The sequence below is a fragment of the Janthinobacterium sp. PAMC25594 genome, assembly GCF_019443505.1.
GTDB lineage: Bacteria > Pseudomonadota > Gammaproteobacteria > Burkholderiales > Burkholderiaceae_D > Janthinobacterium.
In genome coordinates, this window is the sequence record NZ_CP080377.1 from 6280675 (window position 1) to 6299506 (window position 18832).

Here is an 18832-nt window from a genome sequence, read left to right on the forward strand (position 1 = left end):
CATTTTTTCTTATTTTTTCAATTTCTTCTTCAATGCGTTCGTTTTTTTTCTGTTATTCCACCTGGTATGCTCTTGATTTCCGAAAGAATTGTTGTTCCTCCTGATATGAGTTGTGCTTCTTGTGGAACCTCCAGGGCATAGCGCCCGAAGCATACAATTTTTGTTTTTAAAAAGAGAACTTCCAGACGTTTGCTAAGTTTGAAATTCCCAAGCATTATGGTCTCCTTGTCTGCATTTTTTTTCGCGTGGGCGGATAGGAAAGCCATCGCAATAACTGTGATCGTGAGGAAAATTGTTTTCTTTATCTTATTATTCATGGCTTAATCCCATTTTGCCGTCTTGGCAATTTGTACGATGGAATACAGCATGGATGCCATTACATTTGTATCGGCATAGCTGTTCTGGTGGTCATAACCGTTCGCTTCCGCCATGCCATGTATGAACAGTGTGCCTGTGATGTGCCGTGCAGAACGGTCTGACGGTACCGTCCCATCACCGCGTGCACTGGCTGACTGTAGCTTTAATTTTAAGTTTTTCCCTCCGGCTTGGACGAGGAGTTGTCCCTTGCTATCATCTTCAAGTAATTTCCATTTTTCAGGTAGCGGCTCAAATTTATTCCATGGATCGTTAGATCCGCTGTGAAGACCGTTAATTAATTTAAATACGACATCGCCATAACTTAAAAAATTCCTCGATGCGCAATAGCTTGCATAAGTGTTTGGGTGAAACGTTTTCTCTATGGATGATAAAAATTCTGAGGCTTTTCTTATGCGCTTCATTGTTTCTTCTATACCGCCACCTTTTTCACGAGGGAGGTCAGCGGGGTTTACCCATTTTGGGTTGATTAGCCTCCACCACGCATTGGCGGGTTGAAGGTAAATGCTTTCCAGTGCAGTGGCCTTATCGCGAGGCCAGCTCCATAAAACTTTATCCTGTGCATCTACAATTTTCAGCCAATTCTGGCCATATGCCGCACCTGGCAACATTTCCAGTGGCGCTGGTGCGTTAGCCAGAATGGCGGTAGCATGCATACCGTCGATGCCCAGAATTTTGGCTTCTATTTCTGCTATAGAACCTTCTCTTTCCTGAAAGCCAAAACGCATGCGTTTATATGCCCCTGCGGCTCCAATGGTTGGCATCACGTTGTGATAAATTCCCAGAATTTTCACATCTTTATCATCAAGCATCTTTCCATAGCTGGGGTGTATCAATGCACGGGCCAGCAAGCCCCCCATGCTATGCGTGACGATGATGACTTCGTTGCATTTGAATCCGCGTTGCTGGTAGCCTTTGACCAGACCGCGCAGTCGCTCTGCAATAGTGACGGCGGATACCCCATTGCTCTTGATAAAGTTGTAACCCATCGCATGCACTGGATACCAGCAAGGAGAAATTTTCTTTAAATCGCCGACGCTAATGGCTTTGCCCGATGACGCGCCAAAATTTTCTGGATCTTGCAAAAGCAGTGCGCCAAGGCCACTCGTTTGACGCCAGACAGGATGTGGCTTACCGTCGGAAATCATGTTATTGAGATGCAGTTCGGCAGCCCGCAACATTGTTCCGTATGCACCAGCAAATAACACTTCACTCCATCCTCGCCAACGTGCTATTTGTGCTGGGCTTTGGTAGGAGCAGGCTTTACCTTGATTCGGACGTGTTGTTGTCGCGATCCTGTTAGTTCCCATTAAAGGAGGAATGGGTGTAAAGCTGTCGGGCACATTTTGATGTCGTGCATCTGCGGCTCTGGTTTCCGCACCGTCTGGATCGAAGCGGCTGTTGCTTTCGGTGTAATGGTAGTACTCGACTTCGGTTTCATTGGGATCAAACACCAATTGACGCTGCCGTGGCGACGCATCTTTGAACCAGCCACCCAAACCATTGTTTGTGAGGACAGCCGCCTTGCCTCCCGCACCCATCATATCGTCTGGCCGCCAAGCCCGATTGTCTGGACGGCCCAATTCTTCCTGGCGCACCTTGCTCATCCGTAGATTGCTGCCCATCACGCCTGGCAGGAAAATGACAGGAATTACCTTGCCTGGCGGTAGGGTGACGTCATGTCGCGCGGTATCTTTTGTTTCCGTCATCGAAACGGCGAGTTCCGCCCAACCTCCTACGCCCTGACTAAATTTTTCAGGATGATTGCCGCGGTTATTCAAGTCCTCACATTTGCTCATGGCAGTTCTCCCTTATAACGAATGATGTAGCTGTCCATGCCGGTGGATTTTTGTAGTTGCGTGGAACCGTCTTCCGCGCTTTTGCCGGCCATGTTGCCGTCATCGCGCAGGATTTCAAAAGCAACGCCGACGGCTGGCGTATCGTCGACATTCACCAGCAAGACTTCCTGATCAAAACTGCTGTGTGGCCGTTCATTAAATTCCTGCGACACGCTCTTCGGCGCCAGGGTCTCCAGGTTGCCGTTGAAGAGCACCGGGGATGAGGTGAAGAACTGCACCTTGTCGCTGATTTCCAGCATGTGGTTGGCGCCGTGCAGGCGGATGCCTTTCTTGCCCTTGATGTTGACCCAGTCCGCTTCGCTGATCTGCGACAAGACTTTCCGGGCGAGAATTTCCACCTCGTCGCTGTGGGCCTGGATGGACACCTTGCCGCTGGCGGCGATCAGCTTCATGCCGGCCTTGTGCACGAACAGGCTGAAGCTCCTGGCGATGCTGGCAAACATGCTGTCGCCGCTGGCGAGTGAAATATGCTTGCTGCTGGTGAGCGCCACATGCTCGCTGGCGGCCAGGTGGATGGACTGGGCCGTGCTCAGCTCGATGCCGGCCGGGCTGGCCAGCAGCAAATGTGGTTCGGACAGCTCCGGGAAATCGCCGCCGGCGCCCTTGATGGCGGCGTTTTGCCGCTGGATGGATTCGGCCACGCCGCCCTGTTGAGCGGCGCTGTCTTGCGCACCCGCGTCGACAGCCATGCCGGCCAGTCCCTCTTGCAGTTGGCGCGCCTGCGCCAGGCGAGCTTGTGTTTCGTCGAGCTGTTTGACTGATCCCGTTCCTGTTGATGTTTCGGTGGTGATCAGCATGCCTTTGGCGGCACGCAGGGCGCCCCAGGCGTTGCTGGCCAATTCAAAGCCCACGCCGCGCGCCTCCTTGCGGCCGGCGTTGTCGTCGATGCGGGTGATGTTGCCCAATGACAGACGGCTATCCTGGTGCTCGCTGCGCAGCTGTGCCTGGATCGAGCCCTTGGTGTCGTCGAGCACCAGGTGGTTGGCGCTGCGGGCGCCCAGTTCGCGGCTGCGCAAGCCGGACAGGGCACGCTGCTGAGGCAGTTGCCATGGCGGCGGATTGGCGCTGTTGTAGACCACGCCGATGACGATGGGATGGTCGATATTGCCGTCCTGGAATTGCACGACGACTTCCTGGCCTACACGGGGCAAGGCGATTTGCCCCATTTGCGGGCCCGCCATCGGCATCATGACCCTTATCCACGGCGAGCTGCGCTCATCGAATGTGCCCAGGCGGTCCCAGTGAAATTGCAGGCGGATGCGTCCCAGGGCATCGGTATGGATTTCCTCCCCGGCCGGCCCGACCACCAGCGCCGTCTGCACGCCGGCAACGATGCATGGCGTGCTGTTGTAGCCACGGCCCGGCCGCCAACGGATGTCCCGGCGCACGCACACCATATTGTTGACATAGTGGGAGGGCGCGCTGGGGCCAACCTGATAATTATTGCTGGCGCTATGCACCACTGACAGGATCAGGTATTCGCGTTCGGCAATACTGTCAGGGCGCTCCTGGCCAGGCTGGTAGTGTTTTTCCTCGGCGCTGAAATGCCCATCGAGCCGGAAGCAAAGGCCGGGCTGTGCGCCACGATGATTGCCGGCCGCCTCGAAATACTGGCGCAGATGGTCGCTTTCTTCCATGCGGCGTTGTGCCAGCGATTCCCCATCATCGACATTCCTGTAGCCATAGGCGCCCGTGTTTTCGTACAGTTCGTGGGCAAATACATCGCCCTGGCGATTCAGGGAGTGGCCGCTGGCAAGGCGTGGCTGCGGATTCTTATAGTCGAAACTGGCCAAGGTCAGCTGCCCGGAGCCGATCCGGCGCACGGCTTGCCACTGTTGCAAGCCATCGTCTTCCATGGAACCCGACTCGGAGTGAAAACGCATGGCGCCGTCGCCGGATGCCGTGGCGATCATGTCCGCCAGGATGCTGTTGTCCGCGAGCCAAAGCGTATGCCCATCGGCGCGGTGCGCGTACCAGTAATGCCAGCCCAGCGCCTCCCAGCGCCGGTGCAGGTGGTTGTAGTCGGTTTCATTGTGCTGGTTGGCGCAAGTGATCTGTGGATCGTCGCCATGGATGCTGGTTTGCCAGTCGCGCTGCCCGTAGTGCGCGAACGTTGTTTCGGTCAGCTGTATCACGCTTTGGCCATGAAAGGACACATTGTCCTGGCGCAGCCGGGCAAAGGCCAGCCACGGTTGCAGCACCATGCGGTACCACGCAAAGCCGCCATCGGCGCGCAGCAGGCAAAACTCGCCCACATAGCCGTTAAAGTAGCGCAGCGTGCCATCGTCGCGCAGCATGGAAATGCTCACCATGCGGCCCATCATGGCCTTGAGCGCAATGTGCGCGTCATCGGACAGCAATTCGGCTTCGAAACGGAAGTCGCGCGATACCTCTTCCCTGGCAGTGAGCGAATTGACCAGCAGGATGGCGCCGGCCGGGCCATCGTCATGGGGGAACTCGATCTTCAGCAAGCGCCGCTCTTGCGCGGCGAGGTCGAAGGCCGATAGTGCCGCCTGGATGCTTGCATGCATGGCCTGCCTCCGTTATAGCGATGTGATCAGGTGGGCGCCGCAGGCGGTGGCATCGCCGTCATAGGCATACGGCTTGCCCAGGTGTTTTGCGCCGGCGCCGTCCGGCGTGATGGGAAAGTTGCCCTTGCATTTGGGGCAGAAAGTCATGTCATCGGCCAGCGCCGCCGTCTTCCCCATCACGGTAGTGCCGGATGATGCGCTGGTGACCTTGCCGCCATGATCGGTTGCGTCTCCGAGCCGGATAACGCCGCGTCCCGCATGTTTCATGCTTGCCTCGCTTTCCATGGATGAGTTGCTCAAGCCAGTTGCAGCAGATAACGCACTTCGGCGCCGCGTACCTTGCCTTGTGCGGTTTGCAAGAACGTCGTCCAGCCAAGGCGTCGTCTTTCTGACGGATTGGCACTCAGGAGCAGGGGGGTAATGCATGGCGGACTCAGTATCAGCCGCACTTCATATTGCAAGTCCGGCACGCCAAACAGCGTCAGCATCTTTGCCAGTGCCGCCGCCCCCGCGCTGCGTGGCAGGAAGCGTTGCAGGCCGGCGGGATCCAGCGGGCCGATATGCAGGCAGATGCGCATGTCCTGGCGCCACAGCCGCAGGCCCAGGGTTGCGCCGCGCGCCAGCGTAAAGTTGACACTGCCTAGCAGGCTGCGCCGGTTTTTTTCCAGATAGTCCCAGCCACCGACAAATTGTTGCAAGGTGACGGGTACGCCGCAGTATTCGGCCAGCACGCGGCCAATCGCTTGCGCGGAGACGGGACGGCAGCGCAGCAGACCCGCGTACCAGGCCGCGACGTCCTGCGTCACGGCATCCGGTGCGGCCTTCGACGGCAGCGCAGTGCGCCGCACGCCGCCCAGTGCCAGCAGCAAAGGCAATTGTGCATCTTTTGCCTGGGTCTGGAGCGTCGATTCCAGCCGATACTTTTCCCACGTCTGGTAATACAGCGCGACCATGCGGTGCGAAAAGATATCGAGAAAGGCCGAGACGCCGGCATCCTTGCTCGACAAGCGGTAGGCGGCGATGCGTTCCGAGTGATGCAAGGGCAAAGTGCCGCCGACGCCCAGAAAACGCATGAACGTCGGTGTCAGGATCAGTTGTTCATGCTCGTCGAGCGAGAGCTGTTCGATTTCACTGGCGGGAAAACTCAAGGACAAGCTGTTTTTGAAGCGCAATACCTGGCTGAAGGCTTGTGCATGGGACACGTTCTGCTGACGTAGCCAGCACAGCAGAATACGCACCGCCTGGATGAACTGGTAGCGGTATGGCTCGGCCAGCAAGTGGTGCATCACACCAGATTCTGCAGTCCGCTTCTTGGTTTGCATCGGATCAGCTCCTCTCCGCTTTGCTGTGACAGCACCACCAGTTCGATGAAACTGTTGATTTGCACATACAGCCCAAGGAAGTGATCGATCACCTGCACAAACAGGTGCATGCCGCTGCCGACGAACGCTTCCTCGTCCAGCGTGATGCGCACCTCCACGCCATGCGCCAGCGAGGTTCCGCGCTTGTGCCGCAGCCATGTCGTGGTCGGCGCGTGCGCCAGCGCGGCGATGCCGCCGATCTGGCGTTGCGAGCTTGCCGATTGGGACAGGTCATACAGCGTCAGCATTTCGCGCAGCGCCGGCAGGCCTTCCTGGACCAGCGCGTGATGATTCAGCGCCAGGTGCGAAATGAGGCGCCAGTGCAGGCCCGCGCCCGGCGAAAAGCGGCGCGGCTGGCTGGGGCGTCGCAGCATGTGCAGCGCGGGTCCGCCAGCGCATGGCTGCAGGTCTCCTTGCGGCTGGCCGTATTTGAGGGCAAGGGGAAGATCGCGGTTGCTGCATGTCAGCGACAGCGACAAGCTGGCCTTTTCATGGATCAAGGGATTGAAGTCGCTGTCGACCAGCGTGATTTTCTTTTCGTGACCAGGACTGTTGATGGCCAACGCCGTATCGTGGCGCATGACCCAGTAATGGCCTTGTTGCGCCGTGCCCTCGCCATGGCGCAGGCTGTACAGGGGGCGAAATTCGCTCAGCGTGCTTTCGCCTCCCCGTTGGCGCAGCAAGCGCACCGCATCGACGGAAACGACTTCGTAGCCATGCGCATGCGTGGCATGGGCCAGCACGGAGTAGTCGGTTTTTTGCCGGGTGACGGAAATCGGCACGCCTTCCTGGCGGAAGAGATTGACCGCAGGACTGCAGCCTAACTTTAAGTTTTCGCTGGAAATGCTGGACAACATGCGCGCCGCAGCGGAATCGGGCCGCAAGCCGGCCATGCACAGATGCAGGGTAAAGCGCTGGCTGCCAGGCGGCAGGGCCGCGCTCAGCGCCGCGATATCGATGTCAAAGAAATTGAATTTTTCCGGATACGCAAAATACTCGCTCAGGATGCGGTACGCGGGCTGCGAGCGAGCACCGAACGGTATCAAGGCATCCGTGTCGGCGAAGCCGACGGGCGTCACAGGCACGGCAGGCAAGGCCATCCATTGCAGCGCGTCGATCGACACAAAAGCGCAGACCGTATGCCTGAACAAGGCATCGCGCAATGCGGCGGAAAAAGAAGCTTCGCCATCGATGAAAACGCGCAGCGATGCTGGCGCCGCGTCGAGATGCCGGATGCCGATGTTCAGCGAGGAAGTTGCCGATGCTGGCAGGCGCACGCCTGGCGGCGCCTTGATCATGGCATCGTAAACGGCGCTGTCCAGTACCGATGCTCCTGTCGTCATATCGTAGATCGTCTTGAAACGGCAGCGCACGCCGCGCACGGGCGTTGCGTCCATTTCACTGCCGGCCGGCAGGTGCGATACGCCTGCGCCAGCCGCCGGGGTGGGCTGGCGCACGATGCTGCACGATGGAAAGGGGCGTAGATAATGGGGGAACAGGGCTTCGAACAAGGCTTCGGTAAATTGCGGATAGTCGTCATCGAGCCGTTTTGAAATACGTGCCGCCAGCATGGCCACCGATTCGATCAGGTGTTCGACGTGCGGATCTTCGCAAGCTTCGCCGGACATGTGCAGTTTTCCGGCGACTCTCGGATAGCGCTCGGCAAACTCACGGCAATGTCGCCGCAGCATCACCAGCTCGCGCTCGAAATACGGCAGCAAATCCTCCATCTTTCTTTTCCTGTGTCTTTGCGGCGGAATGGCCAGTATCCGAGCGTTTTCTCAAAGGTAAATTGCGTTTGCGCAAATAATTGAACAGGGTGCTGCGCGACATCAAGGGCTTCCACGCTAACAACATCAGACTGGCAAAGCAGCAAGATTCCAACGGTCAACATGGAGAACGCCATGACATTGCCATCCAAATTACTTTGGTCCGAAGGCCTGGCCATCGGCCCCCAGCAATTCCAGCAGCTGGACCGCTACCATGAAGCGCGCCTGCAACGTCTGGCCTCGTTGATTAATCCCCATTTATGGGGCGTGCATGGCGTCAGCTGGAATGCGGATGCACTGGCCAACAATAGCTTGCGGGCGGACGCCATGTCGCTCGTCTTTCAGGATGGAGAACTGTTTGAGGCGCCGCTTGGCGATGTATTGCCCAGTGCCGTGGATCTGTCCAAGCTGCCTTCCAGCGAACATAGTTTTACTTTTTATGCCGCGCTGCCGGCGCTGCAGGCACATGGCGGCAATGTGAGCTCCGCAGGCGCGCGCTATGTCCAGGCGGATATCGAGACCCCGGATCTGTACAGCGAGGCAGTCAGCATCGAGGTGGCTTATTTGAAGAAGCGCGTGTACCTGCTGTCGCAACTCGACCCCCTGAATGATTACCTTGCCATCCCGGTGATTCGTTTGTACCGTGCCGGCAACGGCGGCTTCGAAGTCGATACTTCCTTCATGCCACCTGGCCTGACCATCAGCGCCGAGTCTTCGCTGCAGAAAATGCTCGAGTCGCTGATCGACCGCATGGGCGCGAAAATTGAAGCGCTGTACAGCCGCCACCGTCAGCCCGGTAACAATACGGTGGAATTTCATGGCGGCGATGTTTCCTCGTTCTGGATGCTCAATACATTGAGCACGGCCAGCGCCACGCTCAGTCATTGCGCCAGTTACCGGCGCCACCATCCCGTGTATTTGTTTGAAAAATTGATGGCGTTGGCCGGTGGCTTGATGACGTTTTCGAAAAAATACACGTTGAGCGACTTGCCGGCTTATTCCCACGATGATGCGGCTCCCGGTTTCGGCAAGCTCGATGGCATTATTCGCGACCTGATCGATACGGTGCTCCTGTCGCGTTACTTCCCGATTGCGCTGTCCAACGACGCGCAACAAAACACCCACTATTACGGCTTGCTCGATGCCAAGCGGATTGACCGTCAGACCGAACTCTGTCTTGCCGTAAACGCCGATATGCCGGCGCTGGAACTGGTCGCCACGGTGCCGTTGCAGTTCAAGATTTCATCTCCGGACAATATCGAACTATTGCTGGGCCGGGCACTTCCGGGTGCCGAGTTGCGTCATATGGCCCAGGTTCCTGCTGAAGTGCCGGTGCGGCCGAACACATATTATTTTTCCATCGATGGCAAGGGCAGTATTTATGACAGCATGATCAAGGCCCAGGCGATTGCGATTTATGTGCCGTCTGGCATAAAAGGGCTGAAGCTGGAATTGTTCGGTATCAGCGGTACCGCCGCGTAACGATGCGTGGCGTGGCGAGCGGGTGGATTGTCAAAAGATTGCCCTAAGGAATAGACTTGCCCCTGCAGTTGACGTTATCATGTTTTTGTAAGTGTCGGTGGCTGATCAGCCAGCGCATGGGTAAAACATGGTGACAGGCGGGAGTGGGCATGACGAATGATGCGTGATGTGCCGGGCGGTGGGCAGGGCAGGGCAGCGGTGCGCCGCTGCTGCCGCGCATTGCTGCTGGCGTTGTGTATCGCCGCGCCCTGCGCCGCATCGCCGGCAGCGGCAGCGGCCGTCGCGCCGCCGCACGAGGGCCAGCGCGTGCTGTTCCTGAACGCCTACGACTATGGCCGCGCCGGCGTGGAATCGTACACGCGCACCTATGTGACCGCCATGGTCGCCGCGGGCCTGGCCAGCGAAGACATCATGGTCGAGCACCTGAACCTGAATACCCAGGGCGACCCGGCGCTGCGCAACGAAATGCGCGATTTGTTGCTTTTAAGATACACCCAGATGATGGGGCGCAAGGCCGACCTGATCATCGCCATGCAGCAGCCGGCGCTCGATTTTTTGCTGTCGGACCTGGCGCCGCTGGCGCGCGGCGTGCCCGTGCTGGCGATTAACACCTCGGGCATGGTCTTGCCTGCCGGCAGTCCGCCTGCCATCTGGCAGCAAAAGGCGAATGTCGACTTTCCCGGCACGCTTGCGCAAGCCATGGCGCTGTTCCCGGAAACCAAGACCATCGTCATGGCCGTCGGCACCAGCGAGGCCGACCAGGTCTTGAAGCGCAGCATGCAGCAGGCGGCGCTGGCATGGCAGGGCAAGGTGGCCATGCGCTACCTCGATGACCTGACCCTGGAGCAGATGCGCGCGGCGGTGGCGCGCCTGCCCGCCGATACCGTGCTGGTGGCGGGCAATGTCAACCGCGACGTGGCCGGCAATATCGCCACGCCCGTGCAGTTTTCCGTACAGCTGGCGCGGCTGGCGAATGTGCCCACCTTTGGCATGTACAACGCGACGGTCGGCAAGGGCATCCTCGGTGGCTCCATCCTGCACATCGAACGGGCCGCGCAGCAGGTGGCGCAGATGTCGCTGGCCGTGTTGGACGGCAAGGCGCCCGCCGCGCCGGGAGCCTTGCTGCCGCCGGTTCGCCCGGTGCCCATGTATGACTGGGAACAGTTGCAGCGCTGGGATGCCGACATCAGCCGCCTGCCGCCGCACACGCTGTTCTTCAACCGGCCACCGCAACTGTGGCACGAGCACCGCGTTGCCGTGCTGCTGGTGGGCGGCGTCTTCATCGTGATGGCCGGCTTGCTGAGCGCCTTGCTGCTGCAGCGGCGGCGTTTGCGGCGCGCCGAGAGCGAGGCGCGCGAGAGCGAGCAGCGCTTCCGCATCCTCGTCGAGCATGCGCCGGAAGCCATCCTGGTGTACGACCTGGACCTGGACCGCTTCGTCGACGCCAACAGCAGCGCGCAGCGCATGCTGGGCCTGTCGCGCGCAGCGCTGCTGGCGCGCGGGCCGTTCGACCTGTATGCCGGCAAGCAGCCCGATGGCTTGCCGCTGGGGCTGATGATGGAAGAGCATCTGCGCCGCGCCATGCTGGGCGAGCCTGTCCTGGTGGAACGCAATGTGCGGCGTGCCGACGGCAGCATTTTTCCCTGCGAGGTGCGGCTGGTCAAGTTGCCCATGGAGGGGCGGCGCCTGGTGCGCAGCGGTATCGTCGACATCTCCGAGCGCAAGCACAGCGAGCAGGAATTGCTCGGCTACCGCGACCACCTGGAAGAACTGGTGCAGCAGCGCACGGCGGCCCTGTCGGTGGCCGTCACCGAGGCCGAATCGGCGAACCGCGCGAAAAGCGTCTTCCTGGCCAACATGAGCCACGAATTGCGCACGCCCTTGAATTCCGTGATCGATTTTTCGCAGATGATGGCCGATTCGAGCAGCATGTTCGAGGAAGAAAAGCACAACCTGGCCATCATCAACCGCGCCGGCCATCATTTGCTGACCTTGATCAACGACATCCTCGAATTGTCGAAAATCGAAGCGGGCCGCATGCAGCTGCAAACGGGACCCGTGGACTTGAATGGCTTGCTCGACGAAGTGCTCGAAATGGTGCGCATGCGCTCGAGCGACCAGGGCATCGCGCTGCAGATCGAACGTTCCGGCGTGCCGCCGCTGGTGCGCCTCGATGGCGCCAAGCTGCGCCAGGTGCTGCTCAATTTGCTGTCGAACGCGCTCAAGTTCATCGAGCAGGGCAGCGTGACCCTGTCGCTGGCGTGCCAGGCGGCGGAAGGTGGGCAGATGGCGCTGGCGTTTGCCGTGCGCGATACGGGCAGCGGCATCGCGCAAGCGGATCTGGAACGCATCTTTGAACCGTTCGTGCAGGCCGACAGCGCCGTGGCGCAGGCCGGCACGGGACTGGGGCTGACCATTTCGCGCGAATTCGTGCGCCTGATGGGCGGCGAGCTGCGCGTCGATTCCACCTTGGGAGCGGGCTCCGTATTCCGTTTCGACCTGCGCGCGCCGGTGCTGCAGCAGCCGGCCATCGCGGCGCTGGCGCCGGGCCGCGTGGCGCGCCTGCCGCCGGGCCAGCGCGGACGCATGGTGCTGCTGGTCGACGATGACGACAACTGCCGCAAGCTGCTGGCCGGCTTGCTGGCGCCGCTGGGCTTCCAGCTGCGGGAAGCGGCGGGCGGCGCGCAGGCGCAAGCCATGCTGGCGGCGCAGCGCTATGACATGGTGCTGAGCGACTGGCGCATGCCGGACATGGATGGCCTGGCGCTGACGCGCTGGCTGCGCGCGCAGCCGGCGCTGGTGCAACCGCGCCTGGTGATCATGACCGCTTCCGCCTTCGAAGAAGAAAAGCAGGAGGCGCTGGCGGCCGGCGCCGACGGCTTCCTGCGCAAGCCGATCGAACAGGAACACCTGTTCGCCATGCTGGAGCAGCAACTGGGCGTGCGCTTTCAGCGCACCGCCGGCGCGCCGCCGCGCGTGCCGGCGCCAGCCTTTGACCTGTCGCAGGCGCTGGGCCAGCTGGGCGCGGCCGAACGGCAGGCGCTGCTCGAATCCGTGCAGGCCCTCGATTTGCGGCGCAGCGCCATCGTGCTGGCCGGCGTGGCGACCGGCCTGCCGCAGCTGTCCGCCCACATCGCCGCCATGCTGGAACAGCATCAATACCAGCCGCTGTGCGCCTTGCTGACGCAGCTGGCCAGCGAACCGCAGGGCGAAGACGCATGATTTTTCACGCACCGAAAGGCGACCGCCTGGGCGGCGTGTCCATCGTGCTGGCCGTCAGCGTGGCGCTGACCTGTGTCGTCACCGTGCTGCTGCTGGCGTTTGCCGTGCTGTTTTACCAGTCCGAACGCGAGCAGCGCTGGCAGCACCTGCATCGCAGCCTGGCCGTCAGCGCGGACCAGCTGGCCGTGGCCATCGAACTGCCATTGTGGAACCTGGATGAAAAGCAGATGCAGGCCATCATGCGCAGCATGCTGGGCAAGCGCGACCTGGTGGCCAGCTCCCTCACGCCGGGCATCGGCAAGGAGGCGCTGGTACTGCGCCGGACTGCGGACGGCGCCATCGACAGCCTCTCCGCGCTATCGGCCGAACCGGGCTGGCTGGTGCAGCGGCGCCCCGTGACGATGGGCGGACAAGTCATCGGCAGCGTTGCCGTGTATGCGACGCCGGCCCTGCTGGACGCGCAGCTGCGGCAGCGCGCGCTGGGCATCGGCGCCATGATCGTGGCGCTCGACGTGATCCTGGTGGCCAGCATCTGGCTGCTCATGTGGTGTCTGATGCTCAAGCCGTTGAAGGCCATCGGCCAGTACGCGGCCGGCGTCAAGGCGGGGCAGGGCGAAGCGTTCGGCACGCCGCCGAAAGCGTGGTTCCTGGGCGAGCTGCGCACCCTGTACCGCTCCATCCGCGACATGGTGGCGCTGCTCGACAGCCGTTACCGCGCCCTGCAGCGCAGCGAGGAGCGCGTGCAGATGGCCACCGGCGCGGCCAGCATCGGCATCTGGGACTGGAACGTCAGCAGCGACGCCTTGCAGTGGGATGAACAGATGTACGCGCAGTTCAAGGTCGATGCGGCCAGCACCATGTCGCCGGCGGCGATCTGGCGCGCGGCGCTGATGCCGGACGACGTGCCGGCCACCAAGGAGGCCCTGCGCGCCGCGCTGGGCGCCGGCCAGGCGTTCACGCACGAGTACCGCATCCTGTGGCCCGATGGCGCCATCCGCTACATCAAGGCCGATGCCGTGATCTTCCGCGACGGGCGGGGCCAGCCCATGCGCCTGGTAGGCTCGAACTACGATATCACGGCGCACCGCGAGGCTGAAATGGAACTGCTGCGCCACCGTCACCACCTGGAAGAATTGGTGGCCGAGCGCACGAGCGCCCTGTCGGTGGCCGTCAGCCAGGCGCAGGCGGCGAACCGCGCCAAGAGCACCTTCCTGGCCAACATGAGCCATGAACTGCGCACGCCCTTGAATTCCGTGATCGGCTTTTCGCGCCTGATGGCCGCCTCGCCCAACATGCAGGACGATGAAAAGCGCAACCTGGCCATCATCCACCGCTCCGGCAATCATTTGCTCACCCTGATCAATGAAATCCTCGAACTGTCGAAGGGCGAGGCGGGGCGCTTGCAGGCGCAGGCGACCGTGGTGGCGCTGGCACCGCTGTTGCAGGAAGTGATGGACATGCTGGGCATGCGCGCCGAGCAGCAGGGACTGGCCCTGCGCCTCGATTGCGCGGACCTGCCGGCGGCGGTGCTGCTCGACGCGACGCGACTGCGCCAGGTGCTGCTGAACCTGATGTCGAATGCCGTCAAGTTCGCCGGCGGCGGCGAAGTCACCTTGCGCGTGCGCGGCGAGCGGCGCGATGACGCCACATGGCGCCTGTCGTTCGCCGTCAGCGACACGGGCATCGGCATCGCGCTGGAAGATCAGCAGCGCATCTTCGAACCCTTCGTGCAGGCCGACAGCGCGGGACCGAAGGACGGCACCGGCCTGGGCCTGGCCATCTCGCGCGAATTCGTGCGGCTGATGAAAGGCGAGCTGACGCTGGAGTCCTTGCCGGGGCAGGGCGCCACCTTCCGTTTCAGCATACCCGCGCAGGCGGCGCAGGCGCCAGTGCCGGCCCCCGTGCCAGCGGCCATGTCGGCGCAGGCGGCAGTGCCGCCGGCGCTGCAGGCGCAAGACTTGCTGCTGCTGGCCGGGGCAGAGCGCGCCGCCTTGCTGGTGGCGCTGCGCGAATTGAACCTGGCCAGGGTGGCGCAACTGCTGGCGGCCTTGCCGGCGGCGGCTGCACCGTTGCTGGTGCCGCTGCAGGCGATGCTCGAGCAGCACCAGTACCGCCAGCTGTGCGACTTGCTGGAGAATGAGGGCGCGCTGGCGCATATATGAAAGTGTGGGCTGACAACATCGAATTCGATGAAAAGGCGGACTAAGTGCCGTGGATGGATGGTGCCAAATTGCAATAAAGATTATGATGATAGTACGTAGTTCATCGCAAAGAAATGTCTTGTCCAGCGTGGCAACCGACCGCCGCGCCTCATCCAAAGCTGAGAGAACTGCTACATGCACCGCGATTTTTCGGAAGTGAATTCGAAGGGCGAAGTACTGATCGTTGAAGATACGCCGGCTTCACTGAAGCTGTTGAGCGACTTGCTGGGCGGCGCCGGCTATGCGGTGCGCCAGGCGCCGAACGGTGAACTTGCTCTGTGGACGGCCCAGGCGCGCCCACCGGAGCTGATCCTGCTCGACGTGCGCATGCCGGGTCTCGACGGCTTTGAAGTGTGCCGCCGCCTGAAGGAGATACCGTCCCTGCGCCAGGTGCCGGTGATTTTCCTGTCGGCCCAGTACGATACGGACGACAAGGTGCGCGGCTTTGCGCTGGGCGCCGTCGATTTCATCGCCAAACCCTTCCAGGCCGAGGAAATCCTCGCCCGCACCGATGCGCATGTGCGCCTGGCGCGGGCGCAGCTGCAGCTGGCGCAGGAGCGCGCCAACCTGGAACGGCGCGTGGCCGAACGCACGGCCGAACTGGAACAGGTGGCCAGCACCCTGGCGCGCGAAGTGCAGATCCGCCGCGCCAACGAGGAATTGCTGCGCCTGTCCGGCCAGGTCTTCGAAGCCACCCAGGACGCCATCCTGATCACGGATCCGGCCGGCGTCATCGTCACGGCCAATCCCGCCTTTACACGCATCACCGGCTACGCGGCGCAGGAAGTGGTGGGCACGGACATCATGCGCCTGCACGCCGAATACACGGGCGAAGCGGTGCTGCTGGCCCTGCGCCAGGGCTTGCGCAGCAGCGGCTGCTGGTCGGGCGAAGTACAGACGCGGCGCAAGAGCGGCGACACCTATCCCTGTTTGCTCAGCGTCTCCACCGTGCATGGCCCGGACGGCGGCGTCGTCAACTACGTGGGCGTCTTCCTCGATATCAGCGAGCGCAAGGCCGAGCAGCACCTGATCGACTTCCTCTCCTACCACGACGCGCTGACGGGCTTGCCGAACCGGGTGCTGCTGCGCGAGCGCTTCGAACAGGCGCGCGCGAATGCCCTGCGCGACAGCCAGCAGGTGGTGCTGATGTGCCTGGACCTGGACCGCTTCAAGAACATCAACGATTCGCACGGCCAGGCCGTGGGCGACAAGGCGCTGCAAGTGGTGGCGCGTTTCCTGTCCGGCTGCGTGCGCGAGGGTGACACGGTGGTGCGCCAGGGCGGCGACGAATTCCAGATCCTGCTGCAGGACGATGCCCTGCTGGGGCGCACGCTGGCGCTGGCGCAAACCATCCTGGCCGGCTTGCGCGAAGAGCTCAGCGTCGATGGCGAGCGCCTGGCGCTGACCACCAGCATCGGCATCGCCATGTGCCCGGCCGACGGCGACAGCCTGGACGACGTGCTGCGCCACGCCGACACGGCCCTGGTGCGCGCCAAGGAAATGGGGCGCGACCATTACGCCTTCTTCACAGAGCGCATGGGCAGCGATATCCGCGCCCGCCTGGCCATGCAGCAGCAGCTGCGCGGCGCCATCGGCCGCGATGAATTCACCGTGCATTACCAGCCGCAGATGTGTTTGCGCACGGGCGCCTTGCTGGGCGCGGAAGCCTTGCTGCGCTGGGATAACCCGGTGCTGGGCAAGGTGCCGCCCGGCCTGTTCATCGCGCTGGCCGAGGAATACGGCTTGATCACGGCCATCGGCGAATGGGTGCTGGAAAGCGTCTGCGCGCAGATCCGCGCCTGGCACGACGCGGGCCTGGGCAGCATCAAGGTGGCCGTCAACCTGTCTGGTAAACAGTTCGCGCAGGACCGCACGGTGCCGTTCGTCGAGGCGGTATTGCGCAAATACGGCATCGCGCCCGCCTGCCTCGGCATCGAGATCACGGAAAGCACGGTGATGGGCGACCCGGACAAGGCCGTGGCGGCGCTGACGCGCCTGAAGGATATCGGCGTGGGCATTTCGCTCGACGACTTCGGCACCGGCTATTCCAGCCTGGGCTACCTGAAGCGCTTTCCCATCGACGTGCTGAAGATCGACAAATCCTTCGTCGACGACGTCACCACCAGCAGCAGCGACGCGGCCATCGCCCGTTCCGTCATCTCGCTGGCACACAACCTGGACATGCGCGTCATCGCCGAAGGCGTGGAAACGCGCGAGCAGGTGGACTTCCTGACGGAGCACGGCTGCGACGAAATGCAGGGTTATTATTTCAGCCGGCCCCTGGCTGCCGCACCATTCACTGTCTTGCTGCGCGAACGGCGCACCCTGGCCGTGGCCTGAGCATACACGCCGCGGTGCGGCCGATGCACCATGCCGGTGCGTCCGCGGCAGCGTGGTGCGCGATTCTCACCTTTCCTTCCCCTGACGCTGGCACATATCCTGCTTAGGTAATCGCTTATTTACGCGATTGCCCCGCATGCCAGACAGTACCCACCCAGTCATGCCTTCACAGCCCAGCGCGCACGGCGCCTGGCAGGCGCATTTGCGCCTGGGCTTTGCACTGCACGACGGCGTCAGCCGCCTCGTCGAACGCACGCATCGCGGCCCTTTGCGCGTGCAAAAGCCCCTGTACCCGGAAGGCGATGCCGTCTGCCACGCCATCATCATCCATCCGCCCGGCGGCGTGGTGGGCGGCGACCAGCTGGCCGTCGACGCCACGGTGGGCGCAGGCGCGCACGCCTTGCTGACCTCGCCGGGCGCGGCCAAGTGGTACCGCGCGAATGGTCACGTCTCGGGTCAGCACATCGTGCTGCGCGCTGGTAGCGGCGCCGCCATCGAGTGGCTGCCGCAGGAAAGCATTTTCTTCGACCAGGCTTGCGTACGCCTGCGCCACGAGGTGGAACTGGCGCCGGACGCCGGCTACATCGGCTGCGACATCGTCTGCCTGGGCCGCAGCGCCTCGGGCGAAATTTTTAACACTGGCAGCATCAGCCAGCAAGTGCGGATCCGCCGCGGCGGCAAGCTGCTGTGGTGGGAGCAGGGCGTGCTGGCTGCCGGCGGCGCGCTGATGGCCAGCCCGCTGGGGCTGGGGGGCCACACGGTATGCGCCACCCTGATCGCCGTCGGCACACCGGTTTCTCCATCAGTACTGGCAGCCGTGCGCGGGATCGCCGTGCCTGCCGGCGCCGCGTTTGGCGCCACGCACATGAAAGCGCTGGTGGTGGTGCGCCTGCTGTGCGGCGACAGCGAGGCGGCGCGCCGCATCATGCTGGCCGCCTGGCTGCTGCTGCGCCCCGCCATGCTGGGACGCGACGCCGTCGTGCCCCGCATCTGGAACACTTGAACAGGAAAGACGCACAAGGAAAACCATGGACCTGACTCCCCGCGAAAAAGACAAGCTGCTCATTTTTACGGCCGCGCTGCTGGCCGAACGGCGCCTGGCGCGCGGTTTGAAATTGAATTATCCGGAAGCGGTGGCCCTGATCAGCGCCGCCATCATGGAAGGCGCGCGCGATGGCAAGTCGGTGGCGCAGCTGATGTCGGACGGTACAAAAATACTCTCGCGCGCCGACGTCATGGACGGCATCGCCGAGATGATCCCCGATATCCAGGTGGAAGCGACCTTCCCCGATGGCAGCAAGCTGGTGACCGTACACCATCCGATACCGTAAGCACACAAGCGACATTGACAGGAGCCGCTCATGACCCCAGGCGAATACAAATTGGAAGAAGGCGAAATCAGCCTCAATGCGGGCCGCGCCACGGCCACCGTGGTGGTGGCCAACCGTGGCGACCGGCCGATCCAGGTGGGCTCGCACTTTCACTTTTTTGAAGTCAATCCCGCGCTGGCTTTCGAGCGCTGGCGCGCCTACGGCATGCGCCTGAACATCACTGCCGGCACGGCCGTGCGCTTCGAACCTGGCCAGCAGCGCACGGTGGAACTGGTGGCGCTGGCGGGCGAACGCAAGGTCTACGGCTTCAATGGCGCAGTGATGGGCGACCTGCAAGACACACCCCCGGGAAAGGATTGAG

13 protein-coding genes are annotated in these 18832 nt (G+C 62.0%); 7 read left to right on the plus strand and 6 right to left on the minus strand.

Annotation, left to right across the window (positions count from 1 at the left end; genetic code table 11):
• Positions 1-29: 29 nt before the first annotated feature.
• The 6 genes from KY494_RS28205 to tssF are packed head-to-tail and all read right to left on the minus strand — an operon-like array spanning position 30 to position 7856.
• Positions 30-317 carry a hypothetical protein gene (locus KY494_RS28205; protein ID WP_219889162.1) on the minus strand — a complete coding sequence of 96 codons (288 nt, stop codon included), beginning with the start codon at positions 315-317 and terminating at the stop codon, positions 30-32.
• Positions 318-320: 3 nt separating this feature from the next.
• Positions 321-2174, minus strand: a complete 1854-nt coding sequence (locus KY494_RS28210; RefSeq protein ID WP_219889163.1) for a triacylglycerol lipase — start codon at positions 2172-2174, stop codon at positions 321-323.
• Complete coding sequence (locus KY494_RS28215; protein ID WP_219889165.1) at positions 2171-4765, minus strand: type VI secretion system Vgr family protein; 2595 nt, start codon at positions 4763-4765, stop codon at positions 2171-2173. Before KY494_RS28215 ends, KY494_RS28210 begins: the two co-directional genes overlap by 4 nt.
• A gap of 12 nt (positions 4766-4777) precedes the next feature.
• Positions 4778-5032, minus strand: a complete 255-nt coding sequence (locus tag KY494_RS28220; RefSeq protein WP_219891772.1) for a PAAR domain-containing protein — start codon at positions 5030-5032, stop codon at positions 4778-4780.
• Between the two features lie 29 nt (positions 5033-5061).
• Positions 5062-6051, minus strand: coding sequence for a type VI secretion system baseplate subunit TssG (gene tssG, locus KY494_RS28225; protein WP_219889166.1), 990 nt, complete (start codon positions 6049-6051; stop codon positions 5062-5064).
• Positions 6051-7856 (minus strand): type VI secretion system baseplate subunit TssF, encoded by a 1806-nt coding sequence (gene tssF / locus KY494_RS28230; protein WP_219889168.1) that lies wholly within the window; start codon positions 7854-7856, stop codon positions 6051-6053. The genes tssG and tssF overlap by 1 nt, the downstream gene beginning before the upstream one ends.
• 162 nt (positions 7857-8018) lie before the next feature.
• Between tssF and tssK the strand changes: the two genes are divergently transcribed.
• The 7 genes from tssK (at position 8019) to KY494_RS28265 (ending at position 18831) form a co-directional block, all read left to right on the plus strand.
• Positions 8019-9377, plus strand: coding sequence for a type VI secretion system baseplate subunit TssK (gene tssK / locus KY494_RS28235; RefSeq protein WP_258194521.1), 1359 nt, complete (start codon positions 8019-8021; stop codon positions 9375-9377).
• Between the two features lie 156 nt (positions 9378-9533).
• Positions 9534-12599, plus strand: coding sequence for a PAS domain-containing hybrid sensor histidine kinase/response regulator (locus KY494_RS28240; protein ID WP_219889170.1), 3066 nt, complete (start codon positions 9534-9536; stop codon positions 12597-12599).
• Positions 12596-14761 (plus strand): HAMP domain-containing sensor histidine kinase, encoded by a 2166-nt coding sequence (locus KY494_RS28245; RefSeq protein WP_219889171.1) that lies wholly within the window; start codon positions 12596-12598, stop codon positions 14759-14761. The genes KY494_RS28240 and KY494_RS28245 overlap by 4 nt, the downstream gene beginning before the upstream one ends.
• A gap of 174 nt (positions 14762-14935) precedes the next feature.
• Entirely contained in the window at positions 14936-17140 is a 2205-nt protein-coding gene (locus tag KY494_RS28250; RefSeq protein ID WP_219889172.1) for a GGDEF domain-containing response regulator, read from the plus strand.
• 160 nt (positions 17141-17300) lie between these two features.
• Complete coding sequence (locus tag KY494_RS28255; protein ID WP_258194522.1) at positions 17301-18143, plus strand: urease accessory protein UreD; 843 nt, start codon at positions 17301-17303, stop codon at positions 18141-18143.
• Positions 18144-18168: 25 nt separating this feature from the next.
• Positions 18169-18471: an urease subunit gamma gene (locus tag KY494_RS28260; protein WP_034751936.1), complete on the plus strand. Its 303-nt coding sequence runs from the start codon at positions 18169-18171 to the stop codon at positions 18469-18471.
• Between the two features lie 30 nt (positions 18472-18501).
• The gene (locus KY494_RS28265; protein ID WP_071076649.1) at positions 18502-18831 is read left to right on the plus strand and encodes an urease subunit beta; all 330 of its coding nucleotides are present in this window, start codon (positions 18502-18504) and stop codon (positions 18829-18831) included.
• Position 18832: the final 1 nt, after the last annotated feature.

What these genes read in the sequence shown, in the direction of transcription:
- tssF (WP_219889168.1), bottom strand. Translation starts at nt 7,856, where the DNA reads ATGGAGGATTTGCTGCCGTATTTCGAGCGCGAGCTGGTGATGCTGCGG.
- KY494_RS28260 (WP_034751936.1), top strand. Translation starts at nt 18,169, where the DNA reads ATGGACCTGACTCCCCGCGAAAAAGACAAGCTGCTCATTTTTACGGCC.
- KY494_RS28250 (WP_219889172.1), top strand. Translation starts at nt 14,936, where the DNA reads ATGCACCGCGATTTTTCGGAAGTGAATTCGAAGGGCGAAGTACTGATC.
- KY494_RS28265 (WP_071076649.1), top strand. Translation starts at nt 18,502, where the DNA reads ATGACCCCAGGCGAATACAAATTGGAAGAAGGCGAAATCAGCCTCAAT.
- KY494_RS28205 (WP_219889162.1), bottom strand. Translation starts at nt 317, where the DNA reads ATGAATAATAAGATAAAGAAAACAATTTTCCTCACGATCACAGTTATT.
- KY494_RS28255 (WP_258194522.1), top strand. Translation starts at nt 17,301, where the DNA reads ATGCCTTCACAGCCCAGCGCGCACGGCGCCTGGCAGGCGCATTTGCGC.
- KY494_RS28245 (WP_219889171.1), top strand. Translation starts at nt 12,596, where the DNA reads ATGATTTTTCACGCACCGAAAGGCGACCGCCTGGGCGGCGTGTCCATC.
- tssG (WP_219889166.1), bottom strand. Translation starts at nt 6,051, where the DNA reads ATGCACCACTTGCTGGCCGAGCCATACCGCTACCAGTTCATCCAGGCG.
- KY494_RS28215 (WP_219889165.1), bottom strand. Translation starts at nt 4,765, where the DNA reads ATGCATGCAAGCATCCAGGCGGCACTATCGGCCTTCGACCTCGCCGCG.
- KY494_RS28210 (WP_219889163.1), bottom strand. Translation starts at nt 2,174, where the DNA reads ATGAGCAAATGTGAGGACTTGAATAACCGCGGCAATCATCCTGAAAAA.
- tssK (WP_258194521.1), top strand. Translation starts at nt 8,019, where the DNA reads ATGGAGAACGCCATGACATTGCCATCCAAATTACTTTGGTCCGAAGGC.
- KY494_RS28240 (WP_219889170.1), top strand. Translation starts at nt 9,534, where the DNA reads ATGATGCGTGATGTGCCGGGCGGTGGGCAGGGCAGGGCAGCGGTGCGC.
- KY494_RS28220 (WP_219891772.1), bottom strand. Translation starts at nt 5,032, where the DNA reads ATGAAACATGCGGGACGCGGCGTTATCCGGCTCGGAGACGCAACCGAT.